This is a genomic window from Cupriavidus necator, assembly GCF_040578825.1.
Lineage (GTDB): Bacteria > Pseudomonadota > Gammaproteobacteria > Burkholderiales > Burkholderiaceae > Cupriavidus > Cupriavidus necator_E.
The window spans coordinates 1-13,977 of the sequence record NZ_JBEFLI010000114.1; the positions used below are offsets into that span (position 1 = coordinate 1).

Annotated in this window: 14 protein-coding genes and 1 pseudogene; 7 read left to right on the plus strand and 8 right to left on the minus strand. The window is 65.1% G+C overall.

All coding sequences use genetic code 11. The features are described 5' to 3' along the window. Window positions 1–368: 368 nt before the first annotated feature. Complete coding sequence (locus AB1I47_RS31910; protein WP_354687659.1) at window positions 369–2,426, minus strand: sigma-54-dependent Fis family transcriptional regulator; 2,058 nt, start codon at window positions 2,424–2,426, stop codon at window positions 369–371. A gap of 179 nt (window positions 2,427–2,605) precedes the next feature. Further along, the gene (locus AB1I47_RS31915; RefSeq protein ID WP_354687660.1) at window positions 2,606–3,043 is read right to left on the minus strand and encodes a hypothetical protein; all 438 of its coding nucleotides are present in this window, start codon (window positions 3,041–3,043) and stop codon (window positions 2,606–2,608) included. A gap of 363 nt (window positions 3,044–3,406) precedes the next feature. Here AB1I47_RS31915 and AB1I47_RS31920 point away from each other — a divergent pair, with 363 nt between their 5' ends. From AB1I47_RS31920 to AB1I47_RS31935, 4 genes are all read left to right on the plus strand, one after another. After that, window positions 3,407–5,221 carry a methanol/ethanol family PQQ-dependent dehydrogenase gene (locus AB1I47_RS31920; protein WP_354687661.1) on the plus strand — a complete coding sequence of 605 codons (1,815 nt, stop codon included), beginning with the start codon at window positions 3,407–3,409 and terminating at the stop codon, window positions 5,219–5,221. A gap of 117 nt (window positions 5,222–5,338) precedes the next feature. Next, complete coding sequence (locus tag AB1I47_RS31925) at window positions 5,339–5,746, plus strand: c-type cytochrome (RefSeq protein WP_407935945.1); 408 nt, start codon at window positions 5,339–5,341, stop codon at window positions 5,744–5,746. A gap of 44 nt (window positions 5,747–5,790) precedes the next feature. Further along, a complete protein-coding gene (locus tag AB1I47_RS31930; protein WP_354687662.1) occupies window positions 5,791–6,651 on the plus strand; it encodes a substrate-binding domain-containing protein in 861 nt (286 codons plus the stop codon). Window positions 6,652–6,685: 34 nt separating this feature from the next. Then, the gene (locus tag AB1I47_RS31935) at window positions 6,686–7,336 is read left to right on the plus strand and encodes a hypothetical protein (RefSeq protein ID WP_354687663.1); all 651 of its coding nucleotides are present in this window, start codon (window positions 6,686–6,688) and stop codon (window positions 7,334–7,336) included. Here AB1I47_RS31935 and pqqE read toward each other — a convergent pair whose 3' ends face one another. The 5 genes from pqqE to pqqA all read right to left on the minus strand — a co-directional run bounded on the left by pqqE (window position 7,337) and on the right by pqqA (window position 10,560). Next, entirely contained in the window at window positions 7,337–8,521 is a 1,185-nt protein-coding gene (gene pqqE / locus AB1I47_RS31940; protein WP_354687671.1) for a pyrroloquinoline quinone biosynthesis protein PqqE, read from the minus strand. Continuing rightward, entirely contained in the window at window positions 8,499–8,786 is a 288-nt protein-coding gene (gene pqqD, locus AB1I47_RS31945) for a pyrroloquinoline quinone biosynthesis peptide chaperone PqqD (protein ID WP_354687664.1), read from the minus strand. Before pqqD ends, pqqE begins: the two co-directional genes overlap by 23 nt. Continuing rightward, the gene (pqqC, locus tag AB1I47_RS31950; protein ID WP_354687665.1) at window positions 8,783–9,490 is read right to left on the minus strand and encodes a pyrroloquinoline-quinone synthase PqqC; all 708 of its coding nucleotides are present in this window, start codon (window positions 9,488–9,490) and stop codon (window positions 8,783–8,785) included. The genes pqqD and pqqC overlap by 4 nt, the downstream gene beginning before the upstream one ends. After that, window positions 9,487–10,404 (minus strand): pyrroloquinoline quinone biosynthesis protein PqqB, encoded by a 918-nt coding sequence (gene pqqB, locus AB1I47_RS31955; RefSeq protein ID WP_354687666.1) that lies wholly within the window; start codon window positions 10,402–10,404, stop codon window positions 9,487–9,489. Before pqqB ends, pqqC begins: the two co-directional genes overlap by 4 nt. Before the next feature lie 81 nt (window positions 10,405–10,485). Next, a complete protein-coding gene (gene pqqA, locus AB1I47_RS31960; protein WP_354687672.1) occupies window positions 10,486–10,560 on the minus strand; it encodes a pyrroloquinoline quinone precursor peptide PqqA in 75 nt (24 codons plus the stop codon). 593 nt (window positions 10,561–11,153) lie between these two features. On the opposite strand from pqqA, the gene AB1I47_RS31965 reads away from it, so the two are divergent. Continuing rightward, window positions 11,154–11,792, plus strand: a complete 639-nt coding sequence (locus AB1I47_RS31965) for a response regulator transcription factor (protein ID WP_354687667.1) — start codon at window positions 11,154–11,156, stop codon at window positions 11,790–11,792. Then, window positions 11,767–13,260, plus strand: a complete 1,494-nt coding sequence (locus AB1I47_RS31970) for a pyridoxal phosphate-dependent decarboxylase family protein (RefSeq protein WP_354687668.1) — start codon at window positions 11,767–11,769, stop codon at window positions 13,258–13,260. Before AB1I47_RS31965 ends, AB1I47_RS31970 begins: the two co-directional genes overlap by 26 nt. Window positions 13,261–13,301: 41 nt before the next feature. Here the strand turns inward: AB1I47_RS31970 and AB1I47_RS31975 are convergent, their stop codons facing one another. Further along, complete coding sequence (locus AB1I47_RS31975; RefSeq protein WP_354687669.1) at window positions 13,302–13,574, minus strand: hypothetical protein; 273 nt, start codon at window positions 13,572–13,574, stop codon at window positions 13,302–13,304. Window positions 13,575–13,673: 99 nt separating this feature from the next. On the opposite strand from AB1I47_RS31975, the pseudogene AB1I47_RS31980 reads away from it, so the two are divergent. After that, window positions 13,674–13,977, plus strand: a pseudogene (locus AB1I47_RS31980) (RNA-guided endonuclease InsQ/TnpB family protein); the annotation flags it as partial.

The following is a 13,977-nucleotide window of genomic DNA, read 5'->3' on the forward strand; positions in this document are numbered from 1 at the left end:
GGTGGGGGTGTGGCACGGGTTGTTGCGGTTTTCACGCAAGCTGTCACACGGGGTGGTGGCGGGATTAGTAAGGGGTGAGGTAAAGCAGCTGCGCGGTCGCGCTGAGGTCAATCGGCGTACTTGATTTAGGGATAGCGCAGGTTGTCACGCGCTGCTTGTTTGCTCCCTCTCCCGCCTGCGGGAAAGGGGGAGCGTATGCGTGGGTTTGTGGCTTTGTTCAGATGACGCGAGCGTGCGATGTGGGTGTGCGATGTGCGAGCTTTCGATGCTCGCTTGTTTGCTTCCCTCTCCCGCCTGCGGCGCCTGCGGGAAAGGGGCCGGGGGAGAGGGCAGGCGTGTGCTTTGCGACAAGCCGCGGAAGGGGTCTACTACGGCTCCTCCGCCGTCTCAACCTGCGTCACCTTGATGTGCAGCCGATGCATCTTGCGGTACAAGGTGTTGCGGCTGACTGAAAGCGAACGCGCCACGGTGCTGATATTCCAGCGGTGCTTGTGCAGTAGCCCCAGGATGGTGTCGCGCTCATTGAGCTGGATGGCGTTGAACTGGGCCAGTGCCTCGGCCTCGTCCAGATCGACCGCGGCTGCGCCATCAACGGCTTGCAGCGCCGGCGCGCGTTGCGCATCGGCATGTCCCGCGCCACGCAGGATCTCTGCCGGCAGGTGCTGGCACTCGATGGTGTCGCCGTCGCACAGTGCGCTGGCAATGCGAAGCACATTGCGCAACTGCCGGATATTGCCGGGCCAGGGATAGCGCAGCAACGCCTGCTCGGCGTCCGGGGCAAAGTCAGGGGTCCGCTCGCAATCCGCCTGCCCGCATTCCTCCGCCAGCAGATGCCGCATCAGCGCCAGCCGGTCGGTGCGTTCGCGCAATGGTGGCAGGTGCAGCGCGATCCCGTTCAGCCGGTAGTACAGGTCTTCGCGGAACTGCCCGCTGCGCACCAGATCGGTCAGGTCGCGGTGGCTGGCGCTGACCAGGTGGAAATCCACCTTGACCACCGCTTCGGAGCCCAGCGGCGTGACCTCGCGCTCCTCCAGTACCCGCAGCAGGCGGGCCTGCAGTGCCAGCGGCATGTCGCCGATCTCGTCGAGGAACAGCGTGCCGCCGTTGGCCTGGATGATCTTGCCGCGCCGGCCTTCACGCTGCGCGCCGGTGAACGCGCCGGCGCGATAGCCAAAAAGCTCGCTCTCGATCAGCGTTTCCGGCAACGAAGCACAGTTGACCGCAACGAAGGGCCCGTCGCACGACGGGCTCATGCGGTGCAAGGCGTTGGCAAAGACTTCCTTGCCGCAGCCGGTTTCGCCATGCAGCAGGATGGGGATGCGCCGCGTGATGACGCGCTGCGCCAGCCGGATCTGCTCGTCCATCTGCGCATCGCCGAAGGACAGGCTGCCCAACACCGCCGCGGCCGGCTCGGCACCACGTGTCTCCGTCAGCGGCTTCTTCGCCAGCGGGCCCGGCTTGGCCGCCGCGGCGCCCGCGCGTGCGAGGTCCGTCGTGGCCGTCTGCGGCGGTTGCGCAACCATGAAGAAACGGTTCGACGCGCTGGCCCGATAGATCGGTACCGGGTGGAACGAATTGCGTGCGCTGCGCGCCACGCTTTCCTCGAGCGAGGTCTTGAACACCTCGTCGATCGACTTGCCGAGCAGGCCGGACAGCGCGCGAAAGCCGAGCTGGAACAGTGCGCTGCGATTGGCCGCAAGCACCCGTCCGTCATGGCCGATGATCAGCTTGCCTTCATGCAGCGTGTAGACCAGTTCCGGGCGGCTGTGAAAATGGATCTGGAACGCATCCTTGTAGCGTTCGTCAAGCAGCCGGTTCTCGATCATCTGGCGCGACATCCCGACCAGCACCAGGGAATGCTGCTGCAGCAGCGGCGAGCGGCTGGTGACGTCCAGCACGCCGATCAGCTTGCCACTGTCATCGAACAGCGGCGACGCCGAGCAGGTAAGCGACGTGTACTGCGCGAAGTAGTGTTCGTCTTGCCGCACTGCAACAGGCTCGCCTTCGACCAGGCAGGTGCCCATGCCATTGGTGCCGGCTTCGCGCTCGCTCCAAAGAGCGCCGACGCGAAAGCCCAGCGGCTCGACGTCCTGCGAGAACGCGGTCGATGACACCATGTGCATGATGACGCCGTCGGCGTCGGTCAGTACCACGGCCAGCTCAGGATCGGCCAGTTGCTGGTAGAGCGTGGTCATTTCCAGCTTGGCGCAGCTGATCAGGTCGCTCATCCGGTCGCGGCGCGCGTTGAACTCAGGCTGCGTCAGTACCGAGGGAATGCGCTGTTGCGCGGGGTCGAGCTGGAAGTCGCGCAGGCAGCGCGCCCAGGAGCGCGTTACCAGCGCGCTGGTTTCGCGGGTGCACAACTGATTGTTCACCACGTTGAGAATTTCCGCGACGTGGCTGCTGGCCGAACGTACTGATGTCACGTTACGCCCTCCCGGGGCTGCGTTCTATTGCATTGCAACAGTGACCGGACAGTTGTCACCTCAGCTGAGGATAGGTGCAACCGTTATGTTTGACCGAAGAATATAGGTTCCTGGCGCACTGAAGTCCAACTGGCAATTACCCTGAACGCGCACCGAAAGTGCCGGCGAATTTCCCGGCCTTACTGCGCCCCGCCGGCATGCTGCCCGATGCCGCATGTTCGCTGCGCGTCGCTCTGGATGCTGCGATAGCGTTTGGCCGCGGCCTTGCCGTACTCGGGGTCGCGGAAGATCGCTCCGCCTTCGCCGCCAAGCGTCGCGTATTTCGCAAAGGTCGAGGACTCGACGTAGTCGTCGTAGGCGAGCCGCGCCGCGATCTGGTCGATCGCGCACGAGCACTTGTGCAGGTAGGCATAGGCGCCGTCGCTCTTCGCCATGCACTCCAGCACGTACTCCACGCGCGCAGGGGTGGGGTAGTTGCCACCGCCCGGCGCCCCGGCCTGCGTCTGCGCGGCAAGCGGACCGGCGGCCACGGCGATCAGCGCGGCCAGCAGGTAGCGCAGCGGACGCGGGCCGGAATGGCTGGTATGGCTGCTATGGCCGATATGGATTCGCTGCATGGGCGGGGTCTCCTTGTCGTAGTTGTTATACGGCTCTGCTTGCTGCAAGTCGTGCGCCATGCCGCGATCGACCGCCAGGCACACTACCGCAGCCCGGCCTGTGGCAGTTCTGACACATTATGTATCGAGCCAACCGCGTCGCGCAGCATGAGTTTGCGCACGCATGCTAGCCCATGCGGCCACGCATGTCGATGCGCGCGCCGCGCGCCGGGTGACAGCGAATGCGGGCATGGATCGTGCGAAGGTACGGCCCGGTACGCTGATGCAGCGCCACCAAATCTGCAACCCGCGCAAGTCGTTGATGAGGAGTGAAGGCGCTGGCTGCAAACATCCAAATTTTGTCGCGAAGAAGACGGAGGAGACATGAACTACCGGACCATGCTGGTGGGGATGGCGATATTCGCTACAGCCGCCACCTCATTTACGGCACGCGCGGACGCGGAGCTGGACAAGTTGATCGCCAACCCCGCCAACTGGGCGGCGCAGGCGGGCGACTATGCCAACCACCGCTACAGCGAGCTGAAGCAGATCAACGCGGGCAACGTCAAGAACCTGCAGGTCGCCTGGACCGTGTCCACCGGCGTGCTGCGGGGCCATGAAGGTTCGCCGCTGGTGATCGGCGACACGATGTATGTCCATTCGCCGTTCCCGAACAAGGTGATCGCGATCAACCTGAAGGACCAGTCCTTCAAGTGGAAATACGAACCCAAGCAGGACAACAACGTGGTGCCGGTGATGTGCTGCGACACCGTCAACCGCGGCCTCGCCTACGGCGACGGCAAGATCCTGCTGCAGCAGGCCGATACCACGCTGGTGGCGCTCGATGCCAAGACCGGCAAGGTGGTCTGGACCGCCAAGAACGGCGATCCCAAGATCGGCGAGACCAACACCAACGCGCCGCACGTCTTCAAGGACAAGGTCATCACCGGGATTTCCGGCGGCGAGTTCGGCGTGCGCGGCCGCCTGATCGCCTATGACCTGAAGACCGGCAAGAAGATCTGGACGGCCTGGAGCACCGGTCCCGATAATGAGCTGCTGTTCGATCCGGCCACCACCATGACCTGGACCGACGGCAAGATGGCGCCGGTCGGCAAGGATTCGTCCCTGAAGACCTGGAAGGGCGACCAGTGGAAGCTTGGCGGCGGTACGACCTGGGGCTGGTATGCCTACGATCCCAAGCTGAACCTGGTCTACTACGGCAGCGGCAATCCGGGTACCTGGAACCCGGCGCAGCGACCCGGCGACAACAAGTGGTCGATGACGCTGTTCGCGCGCGATCTCGACACCGGCAAGGCCAAATGGGTCTACCAGATGACGCCGCACGACGAATGGGACTACGACGGCGTCAATGAGACCGTGTTGGCGGACCTGAATATCAAGGGCAAGAAGGTACCGGCGCTGGTTCACATGGACCGCAACGGGTTTGGCTACACGCTGAACCGGCAGAGCGGCGAACTGCTGGTGGCGGAGAAGTTCGATCCGACCATCAACTGGGCGTCGAAGGTCGACATGAAGACCGGCCGCCCGGTGGTCAACGCCAAGTACTCGCCTGCCACCACCGGCCCCGATGTCAACGTCAAGGGCATCTGCCCCTCAGCGCTTGGCACCAAGGACCAGCAGCCGATGAGCTACGACCGCAAGTCGGGGGTCTTCCTCGTGCCGACCAACCATGTGTGCATGGACTATGAGCCGTTCCAGGTCGAATACACCGCCGGCCAGCCCTATGTCGGCTCGACGCTCGAAATGTACGCAACGCCGAACAGCCATGGTGGCATGGGCAATTTCATCGCCTGGGATGCTGCTGCCGGCAAGATCCTCTGGTCCAAGCCGGAGCGCTTCTCGGTCTGGTCTGGCGCGCTGGCCACGGCGGGCGACATCGCCTTCTACGGCACGCTCGAGGGCTATGTGAAGGCGGTCAATATCAAGGATGGCAAGGAGCTGTGGAAGTTCAAGACCCCGTCCGGCATCATCGGCAACGTCTTCACCTACCAGTTCGAGGGCAAGCAGTACGTGGGCGTCTACTCGGGCATCGGCGGCTGGGCCGGCATCGGCATGGCGGCAGGGCTCGACAGCTCGAAGACGAGCGGAGGCCTGGGTGCGGTGGGCGGCTACAAGGACCTGGCCAAGTACACCGACCTCGGCGGCACGCTTTTCGTGTTCGCGCTGCCGACCACCTGATGGTGATTCGTTGGTGGCCTTGATGCGCCGGGTGTCCTGACATCCGGTCCCCACAATGGGCGCGGCGGGCGGTTGGCCACCACCTCCCGCTTCGAGCCCCCGCCAGGAGTTGATGTGATGTTCCGTATTTCTATGGTGATGTTCGCCCTGTTGGCCTGTACCGCGTGCGAGGCGCAAAGCAAGACCGAAGCCGCGCAGCCGGCCGCGGTTTATACCGTTAGCGAAGGCAACAAGGTCGATGCCAATACCCTGCAAGGCTGGAAGACCTGGCGCGCGATGGCGTGCGAGCGCTGCCATGGCGCGCAGCAGGAAGGCATGGTCGGTCCCTCGCTGATAGACTCGCTGAAGAAGCTGTCCAAGGATGATTTCCACAAGATCATGATGGAAGGCCGCGTCGACAAGGGCATGCCGAACTTCGCCGGCTCCGAGATGGTGCAGAAGAACTGGCAGAGTCTGTATGGCTATCTGAAGGGACGTTCGGACGGCAAGATCAAGCCCGGCCATGTCTATCCGGCTGACAAGTAAGGCGAGGGGCGGCGCGCCCCATGCCGGCACACAGGAGCGGACCGATGCGTAACCACGGGTGGGGGCTGTTGGCGATATTACTGGCCGGTGCGCTGGCAGCTTCGCCCGGCTGGGCGCAGACACCGCCGGCTGACAAGTTCTTGCGCGTATGCGCGGACCCCAACAGCCTGCCGTCGTCGAACCAGCGCGGGGAGGGCTATGAGAACAAGATCGCACAGGCCATGGCCAGCGATCTCGGCCGCGAAGTGCAGTACACCTTCTTCTCGCAGCGCATGGGCTTCGTGCGCAACACGCTGCGCGCGAAGGACCCCGAAACGGGCCGCTGGAAATGCGACGTGATCATCGGGGTGCCCAAGGGCTACGAACTGACCGCGACCACGAAGCCGTACCTGCATTCGACCTATGCGCTGGTGTTCCGCCAGCGCGACGAGCTGCGCGGCGTGGCCACGCCGGATGACCTGCTGAAGCTGCCGCCGGAGACCTTGCGCCGGTTGCGCTTCGGCATTTTCTCGCGGGCGCCGTCGGTCGACTGGCTGCTGCGCAACAACCTGTTCGAGCAGGCAGTGGTGTACCAGCAGCAGAGCGGCGACCCTGATGAAGCGCCGGGCGGCCTGGTCGAGCGCGACCTGCTGGCCGGCAGGATCGATGTCGCCATCCTGTGGGGACCGATCGCGGGATACCTGAGCCGTCAGCACGGCGATGACTGGCGCATGGTGCCGTTCCAGCCGGATGCCAGCCTGAAGTTCGACTACGAGATCTCCATGGGCGTGCGTTTCGGGGAGAAAGCGTGGAAGGAAGAAATCGATCGCTGGATTACCGGCAACCAGGACAAGATCAATGCCATCCTCGCGAGCTACAAGATTCCGCTGGTCGATGACAAGGGCGTGCCCGCCGGCAAGCGTTAGGGGGCCGATCAGGCGGCTCGTCTGCATTGCGCTGGTGTGTGTTCCCGCCGCCGCTGCCGTGGCGCAGCAGGCGGCCCCGCAGGACGATCCCATCAAGCCGGCCGAGCGGCTGCTGTTCATGGCGGACCACCTGGGCAATGCCGGCGCGCCGTCCGACCTAGTCTACGAACTGGAGAAGACCGGCAGCCTGGTACCGGCGAAGAAGGACACCGTTCACGTCAGGCTGGCCCGGAACAATGCGGCAGGCGGCAAGGACCTGGAGGCCAGCGTCAGCGATGGCGCGGGCGCGGTGCGGCTTTCGCTGGATACGGCCACGAAAAGCAATCCGGTCATTCTCTATTTCCTGGAGAAGGACATTGCGGAAATGCATCAATTGACCGGTGGGCAGGCGCGCTACTTCCAGAAGCGGATCCGGCTGGCGCTGGCCAGGGCGCCGGAGATCGTGCCGGTGAAGATGAAACTGGATGGCCGGCAGGTACAAGCGCAGCAGATTGTGATCCAGCCTTACCTGGACGATCCGAACCACGAGCGTTTCGAAAAGCTGGTCGGCAAGCGCTACACCTTCGTGCTGTCCGAGCAGATGCCAGGCAAGGTGCTGCTGCTCAAGAGCGAGATTCCCGGCAGCGGGCAGGATTTTGCCCATCCTTTGCAGACTGAGACACTGCGCTATCGCGCGCGAAAGTAGTCACGAATGGCCGCAGTGGCCTCCGCTGGCGGCAAAGCGGCGCGAGGCGGCATCGGCGCGAAAGACCAGTGGCGCTTCGCGGACCGCGGCCGGTGCGTCCAGCGCCGCCAGCCTTCCGTGCAGCACGACCTGCTGCAGGTCCGCGTGATCGGGAGACCTGCTGCACACCGGGTCGGTCCGGCTGGCGTCGCCGCTCAGCAGATAGGCCTGGCAGCGGCAGCCGCCGAGGTCATTTTCCTTTTCATCGCACGAACGGCACGGCTCCGGCATCCAGTCCGTGCCGCGGAAGCGCTGGAAGGCGTCGCTATGGTGCCAGATGTCATACAGCGCGTGCTCGGTGACGTTCGGCAACTGCAGCCCCGGCAGCATGCGCGCGGCATGGCAAGGCATCGTCGCGCCGTCGGGGGCGACGCCCAGGAACACCGAGCCCCAGCCATTCATGCATTTCTTGGGCCGCTTCTCGAAATAGTCCGGCACCACGAACAGGATGCGGCAGCGGTTGCCGATGCGGGCGCGATAGGATTCGACCACCGCCTCGGCCTCGCGTAGCTGTTCTTCGGTGGGCATCAGCGCCAGCCGGTTCTCCCAGGCCCAGCCGTAGTACTGCGTATTGGCCAGCTCCAGGTATTCGGCGCCCATCTCTAGCGCCATCTCGATGATGGCGCCGACGTGCGGCAGGTTGTGCCGGTGCAGCACGCAGTTGAGCACCATCGGGTAGCCATGGGCCTTGATCCCGCGCGCCACCCGCTGCTTCAGGTCGAAGGTGCGCGTGCTCGACAGGAAGTCGTTCATCTCGCGCGTGGAGTCCTGGAACGACAGCTGGATATGGTCGAGCCCGGCGGCGCGCAAGGCGCCCAGGCGGGCATCGGTGAGGCCGATGCCGGATGTGATCAGGTTGGTGTAGAAGCCCAGTTGCCGGGCGTGCGCCACCAGTGCCTCCAGGTCGTCGCGCAGCAGCGGCTCGCCGCCGGAGAAACCCAGCTGCGCGGCGCCCAGCGCGCGCGCCTGCTCCAGCACCGAGCGCCACTGCGCGGTATCGAGCTCATTGCGGTAGCGCACGTAGTCCACTGGGTTGGAGCAGAACGCGCAATGCAGCGGGCAGCGATAGGTCAGCTCGGCCAGCAGCCACAGGGGCGGCCCAGGCACCGGTCGCGGCGCGGGTTCAGTCGAGCCAGCCGCGTTCATAGGCGTGGGCGACAAAGCTCTGCACCTCCAGCGCGATGCCCTCGGCGCCGAAGGCCTGTTGCAGCTCATCGATCAACACCGCCACGGTGCGCGTGCCGTCGCAGCGCTGCAGGATCGCGGCCGCGCTGTCGTTCAGCCTGACCATGCCTTCCGGATAGAGCAGCACCCAGGCCTGCTGCGCCGCTTCGTGCTGCAGCCGGAAGAGCTTGTTCAGCGTGGGCGTGGCGGTGGCAAGATCGGGCGGGGGAGGGTGCGGAGCATTCATTCGGGATAAGCCTTCTCGATGGCGTCCAGCATCGACCAAAGGATGTCGAGCTTGAACTTCAGGATCTGCACCGCGCGTTCCTGCTCGGCCGGAGTGCGGAAATAGTCCAGCGTGACACGCAAGCCGTGCTCGACGTCGCGCTGGGCCAGCGGGATGCGCGAGCGGAAATACGCAAGGCCCTCCGGCTCGATCCATGGGTAATGCTCGGGCCAGCCGGCGAGGCGCTCCTTGTGGATGGCGGGCGCGAACATCTCCGTCAGTGAGGAGCATACGGCTTCCTGCCAGGGCGCGCGCCGCGCGAAGTTGACGTAGGCATCCACCGCGAAGCGCACGCCGGGCAGCACCAGTTGCTGCGACCACAGCGCCTCGCGCGTGAGCCCCACGGCCTCGCCGAGCCGGGTCCAGGCTTCGATGCCGCCGGGTTCGGTGTCGGTGCCGTCGTGGTCCAGGATGCGGATCACCCACTCGCGCCGCGTTTCACGGTCCGGGCAGTTGGACAGGATGGCGGCGTCCTTGAGCGGGATATTGACTTGGTAGTAGAAGCGGTTCGCGACCCAGCCGCGGATCTGCTCGCGCGAGCATTGCCCGCTCGCCATGCGGCGGTTGAACGCATGGTGGATGTGATAGTGCGACTCCAGGCCACGCAGCCGCGCTTCGAACGCGGCGCGCTCGGCAGCGGACACCGGGGGCAAGGCTTGCGTCATAGGGCGATCTCCATGCCGTCAAAGGCCACCTCGATCCCGTGTGCGGCAAGCTGCTGCCGCTCGGGCGAGTCTTCGACCAGGATCGGATTGGTGTTGTTGATATGGATGAGCACCTTTCGTGCCGCGCGGGTTTCGTCCAGTGCGGCGATCATGCCATTCGGGCCCGACTGCGCCAGGTGGCCCATATCGAGCGCGCTCTTTTGCGACAGGCCAAGCCGCTGCATCTCGTCATCGCGCCAGAAGGTGCCGTCGACCAGCACCACGTCGGCCAGGTCCAGCTCCGTGCGCACATGCGGCTCGATGCGGGCGAGCCCGGGCGCGTAGAACACGCGCTTGCCGGTGGCACGGTTGACGATGCGCAGGCCGATGTTGTCGCCACGCTGCGGCGCAGCACGATTGGGCGAGTAGGGCGGGGGCTTGCTTTCTAGCGGGATGGCCTGCAGCGTCAGTGCGGTGAACGGCGGCACGCTAAAGAGTGTTCCCTCCAGCGACAACGGGCGGGTTTCCACTGTGCAGTAATGGGACAGGATGCGGCAGACCGGAAAACCCTCGGTCAGGTCGCGCAGCACCGGCGCGGTGGCATAGAGCGGGAGCGCGGCGCGGTGCTCGCGCAGCATCAGCAGGCCAGTGACATGGTCGATCTGCGCGTCCATCACCAAGACCGCGACGATGCCTGTGTCGCGTGCCGCACGGGCCGGCTGCAGCGCCGGGGTGGCGCGGATCTGCATCAGGATGTCGGGCGAGGCGTTGACCAACAGCCAGTGCACGCCGTCCTCGGACAACGCGATCGAGGATTGCGTGCGGGCAGTGGCCTGGATCGCGCCGCGCCGCACGCCGTCACAGTTTGGGCAGTTGCAGTTCCACTGCGGGAAGCCGCCGCCAGCGGCAGAACCCAGCACCCGAAGTATGGTCATAACGTTGCGTTGTTGCTCCGGGGTCGCGGCGATGGAAAAAGCCCGCTTGCGGCGGGCTTTTTCATCCTGCGTGCCCCAGGGCTAGCGGTTGGCGATATACATCGTGATTTCGAAGCCGAGCCGCAAATCGGTATAAGCCGGGGTGGTCCAGGTCATTGTCTCCTCCTTTCAGGCTGTTGGCGTGGGAATCATGCATCAAGCCGGCGTGGCAGCGCAAGCCGTCACAACCGGTGATTCACGCAGCAATATGCATGCCCAGGCTGCGGTACCGGCTTGCGCCAGCACTGGCCGGTCATCTCATGCAGTGACACTTTGTTCACCGCCGCGAGGGCGGGCAGAGTGTCGCGGTGGTGTCCCTGGATGTGACAGTCTGTACCGCACGGTAGTGTGTTTCCTGAGCCCTGTGGGCCTGGCAGCGGGCCAGTGCTCGCGACGTGTATCTGCGGTACCTCAGGCATGGATTTCGCTATCAGGATGAGCTTGCGGGAAAGCAGACCGCTGCGTATCGCACGCCAGCGCATCTGAATGAGGCCACGAACCCACGCATACGCTCCCCTCTCCCGCGCGCGGGAGAGGGGTGGGGGTGAGGGCCGGAGCATAAACGAAGTGAAGCGCGTCGGTATGCCATGAACGACATCGACACACAGGGAGGCACCGAAGTTGAAGTTGTCCGGCCTGCTGATGCGGCATGTGCTGCAGGTGACCGCGGCCCTGGCGGAGCCGGAAGCAGCCACCGAAGCGGGGCTGGCATGGTGACGCAGCCGATCCGTGTGGCCATCGCCGACGATCACGCCGTGGTTCGCACCGGCTACCGCCGCCTGCTGGAGCTCGAAATCGGTGTCGAGGTGGTGGCCGAGTTCGGCGATACCGACGAGGCGTATCGCTGGCTGACGCAGCACGAGGCCGATGTGCTGGTGCTGGACCTGAGCATGCCTGGGCGCGGCGGCCTGGAGACAGTGCAAAGGCTCAAGATGCGCCTGCCGGAGCTGCGCGTACTGGTCTTCAGCATGCACGACAATCCCGCCCTGGTTGCGCAGGTATTGCGCGCCGGCGCCCGTGGCTACCTCACCAAGAGCAGCCCACCCGACGAACTGGTCGATGCCGTGCGTGAGGTGATGCGTGGCGGGCAGCCCTTGTCGGCGGACGTCAGGGACGGCCTCAGCATGGCCCCCGGGCGGTCCGACGACGCGAGGCACCTTGACCTCTCGCCGCGCGAATTCGCTGTGTTCTGCTTGCTGGCGCAGGGGCGTTCGGTGGACGACATCGCGGTGCAGATGTTCCTGAGCCTGAAGACCGTCGCCAACTATCAGACGATCCTGCGCAAGAAACTGCAGCTCAACAATACGCTCGACATGCACCGCTATGCGCAGCAGCACGATCTTCTCTGACGGCGATAAGACGGCCGACGTGGCCGAAAATGCTGCGCACAACAGCGCGGAGCGGCGACGCGAGGCGTTCGAGGTACTGGAGCAAGCAGCCGGGGCCGCACTGCGGTACAGGTCGTCGGTCGCCTCGGGTGCTCTGCGTGTACCGAGGTCCTATCAGGCGCTGCGCTCGGCCGGCGATGGCGGTACGCCGGAGCACGGCGTTTGCGCCGGCCAGGCCATCGAAGAGCTGATTGCCTTTGCCGAGCCCGGGCTGCTGGCCACCACCGGGCCTCGCTTCTTTGGCTGGGTAGTCGGCGCCTCGCATCCGCTTGGCGTGGCGGCGGACTGGCTGACCAGCGCCTGGGGGCAGAACTGCGGCAATCCGCAGACCGCTCCCGCAGCGGCCGTCGCCGAGGAAGTCGCGGCCAGATGGCTGCTGGACATCCTGCGCCTGCCCCCGGATGCCACTGTCGGGTTCGTGTCGGGCACCACCATGGCGAGCTTTGCCTGCCTGGCCGCCGCGCGCAGTCACGTGCTTCTCGCTGAAGGGTGGGACGTCGACGCAAAAGGGCTGTTCGGCGCGCCGCCGATCCAGGTGCTGGTCAGTGAGGAGGCCCACACCTCGGTGTTCCTCGCGTTGCGCATGCTCGGCCTCGGCGACGAACGGGTACACCGCGTCAAGGCCGACCACAATGGCGCCATGCGTGCCGACCATTTCCACACAGTGCTGCGCGGCTGCGCCGGGCCCACCATCGTGATCGCGCAGGCCGGGCATATCAGCACCGGCGCATTCGATCCGGTCGCTGCGATACTTCCGGCGGTTCGAGCGCGCGGCGCATGGCTGCATATCGATGGCGCCTTCGGCCTGTGGGCGCGCGCCTGCCCGCAACTCGCGCATCTCACCGGCGGACTCGAAGCGGCAGACTCGTGGGCAACCGATGGCCACAAATGGCTGCAGGTCCCTTATGAGACCGGCTATGCCATCGTCGCGCATGGCGATGCACACCGGCGCGCACTGGCGGCGTCGGCCAGCTACCTGTCACCAGTCGGCGACGAAGTTCGGGATCCCACGCAATACGTCCCCGAGCTGTCGCGGCGGGCTCGCGGCTTCACGACGTGGGCCATGCTGCGCCACCTCGGGCGCGACGGCGTGGCGGCGATGGTGGCGCGCCATTGCCGCGTGGCGCGCAGGATGGCTGCAATGCTCGCCGCGGAACCGGATGTCAGCGTGCTGAACGAGGTCGTGCTGAACCAGGTCATCGTGCGCTTTGGCACGGATCTGGCACCCGAATCCGCAGATGCCGTGACCCGGGAGGTAATCCGGTTGGTCCAGGCAGGCGGACAGTGTTTCGTCAGCGGCGCCCGTTGGAAGGACCGATGGGTCATGCGCGTGTCGGTGATCTCCTGGCCAACCTGGGACCAGGATGCGGAAGCTGCGGTGGCGCATATCCTTGGCGCCTGGCGCGACGTAGGGAAGCGCCATGGCTGACCCTGCTCCTGGAGCGCACTATCTTCACCCGATGGATAGGCCTATTCCAGTACTGCGGGATCGGAGCACGCCGGGCCGGCAAGCCGATATGTCTCCCAAAGCGCTTGCATGACCGATTCCGATGGCGGCGTGGAATCGAAGCCGGCGACGTTTCCAAAGACGCCTAGTATGCGATCCCTGAACGAAGCAAGATCCGTCGGCGCGTTCGGTGAGGCGGGCGCGATATCGACAATGGTATGCAGTTGCTCGCCAGACAAGGCTGCAATGGCGGCCCACAGGTCGTCAGGCGGGGGGCGGGATTGCGTGGTCTTCATCAGACTTGCTCCGAGAAACCCCGTCCTTCAGGGTCCTTCAGGGCGGGGAGTGAAAGGAGTGCCGCCGGCAGCAAGCACTTCCGATTTAGAATGACCGGCATGCTTCTGGTCTATCGCTACCGAGTGAAGTCGCTGAACGGCCTGCTCAATCAGCAGAGCCGCGCGGTGAACTACGTCTGGAACTTCTGCAATGACACGCAGAAGCACGCGCTCAAATGGGGCAAGAAGTGGCCCACGGGTTTCGACCTGAACGTGTTGACCACCGGCAGCAGCAAGAAGCTTGGCATCCATTCGGGTACCGTCAATGCGGTTTGCGAGCAGTACGCCAAGTCGCGTAGCCAGCACCGCCGGCCGTACCTGCGCTATCGCGGCCGCAAGTCGCTCGGCTGGGTGCCGCTCAAGG

What these genes read in the sequence shown, in the direction of transcription:
- AB1I47_RS31975 (WP_354687669.1), bottom strand. Translation starts at nt 13,574, where the DNA reads ATGAAGACCACGCAATCCCGCCCCCCGCCTGACGACCTGTGGGCCGCC.
- AB1I47_RS31965 (WP_354687667.1), top strand. Translation starts at nt 11,154, where the DNA reads ATGGTGACGCAGCCGATCCGTGTGGCCATCGCCGACGATCACGCCGTG.
- pqqD (WP_354687664.1), bottom strand. Translation starts at nt 8,786, where the DNA reads ATGAATGCTCCGCACCCTCCCCCGCCCGATCTTGCCACCGCCACGCCC.
- AB1I47_RS31970 (WP_354687668.1), top strand. Translation starts at nt 11,767, where the DNA reads ATGCGCAGCAGCACGATCTTCTCTGACGGCGATAAGACGGCCGACGTG.
- pqqB (WP_354687666.1), bottom strand. Translation starts at nt 10,404, where the DNA reads ATGACCATACTTCGGGTGCTGGGTTCTGCCGCTGGCGGCGGCTTCCCG.
- AB1I47_RS31930 (WP_354687662.1), top strand. Translation starts at nt 5,791, where the DNA reads ATGCGTAACCACGGGTGGGGGCTGTTGGCGATATTACTGGCCGGTGCG.
- pqqC (WP_354687665.1), bottom strand. Translation starts at nt 9,490, where the DNA reads ATGACGCAAGCCTTGCCCCCGGTGTCCGCTGCCGAGCGCGCCGCGTTC.
- AB1I47_RS31920 (WP_354687661.1), top strand. Translation starts at nt 3,407, where the DNA reads ATGAACTACCGGACCATGCTGGTGGGGATGGCGATATTCGCTACAGCC.
- pqqE (WP_354687671.1), bottom strand. Translation starts at nt 8,521, where the DNA reads ATGAACGCGGCTGGCTCGACTGAACCCGCGCCGCGACCGGTGCCTGGG.
- AB1I47_RS31915 (WP_354687660.1), bottom strand. Translation starts at nt 3,043, where the DNA reads ATGCAGCGAATCCATATCGGCCATAGCAGCCATACCAGCCATTCCGGC.
- AB1I47_RS31925 (WP_407935945.1), top strand. Translation starts at nt 5,339, where the DNA reads ATGTTCCGTATTTCTATGGTGATGTTCGCCCTGTTGGCCTGTACCGCG.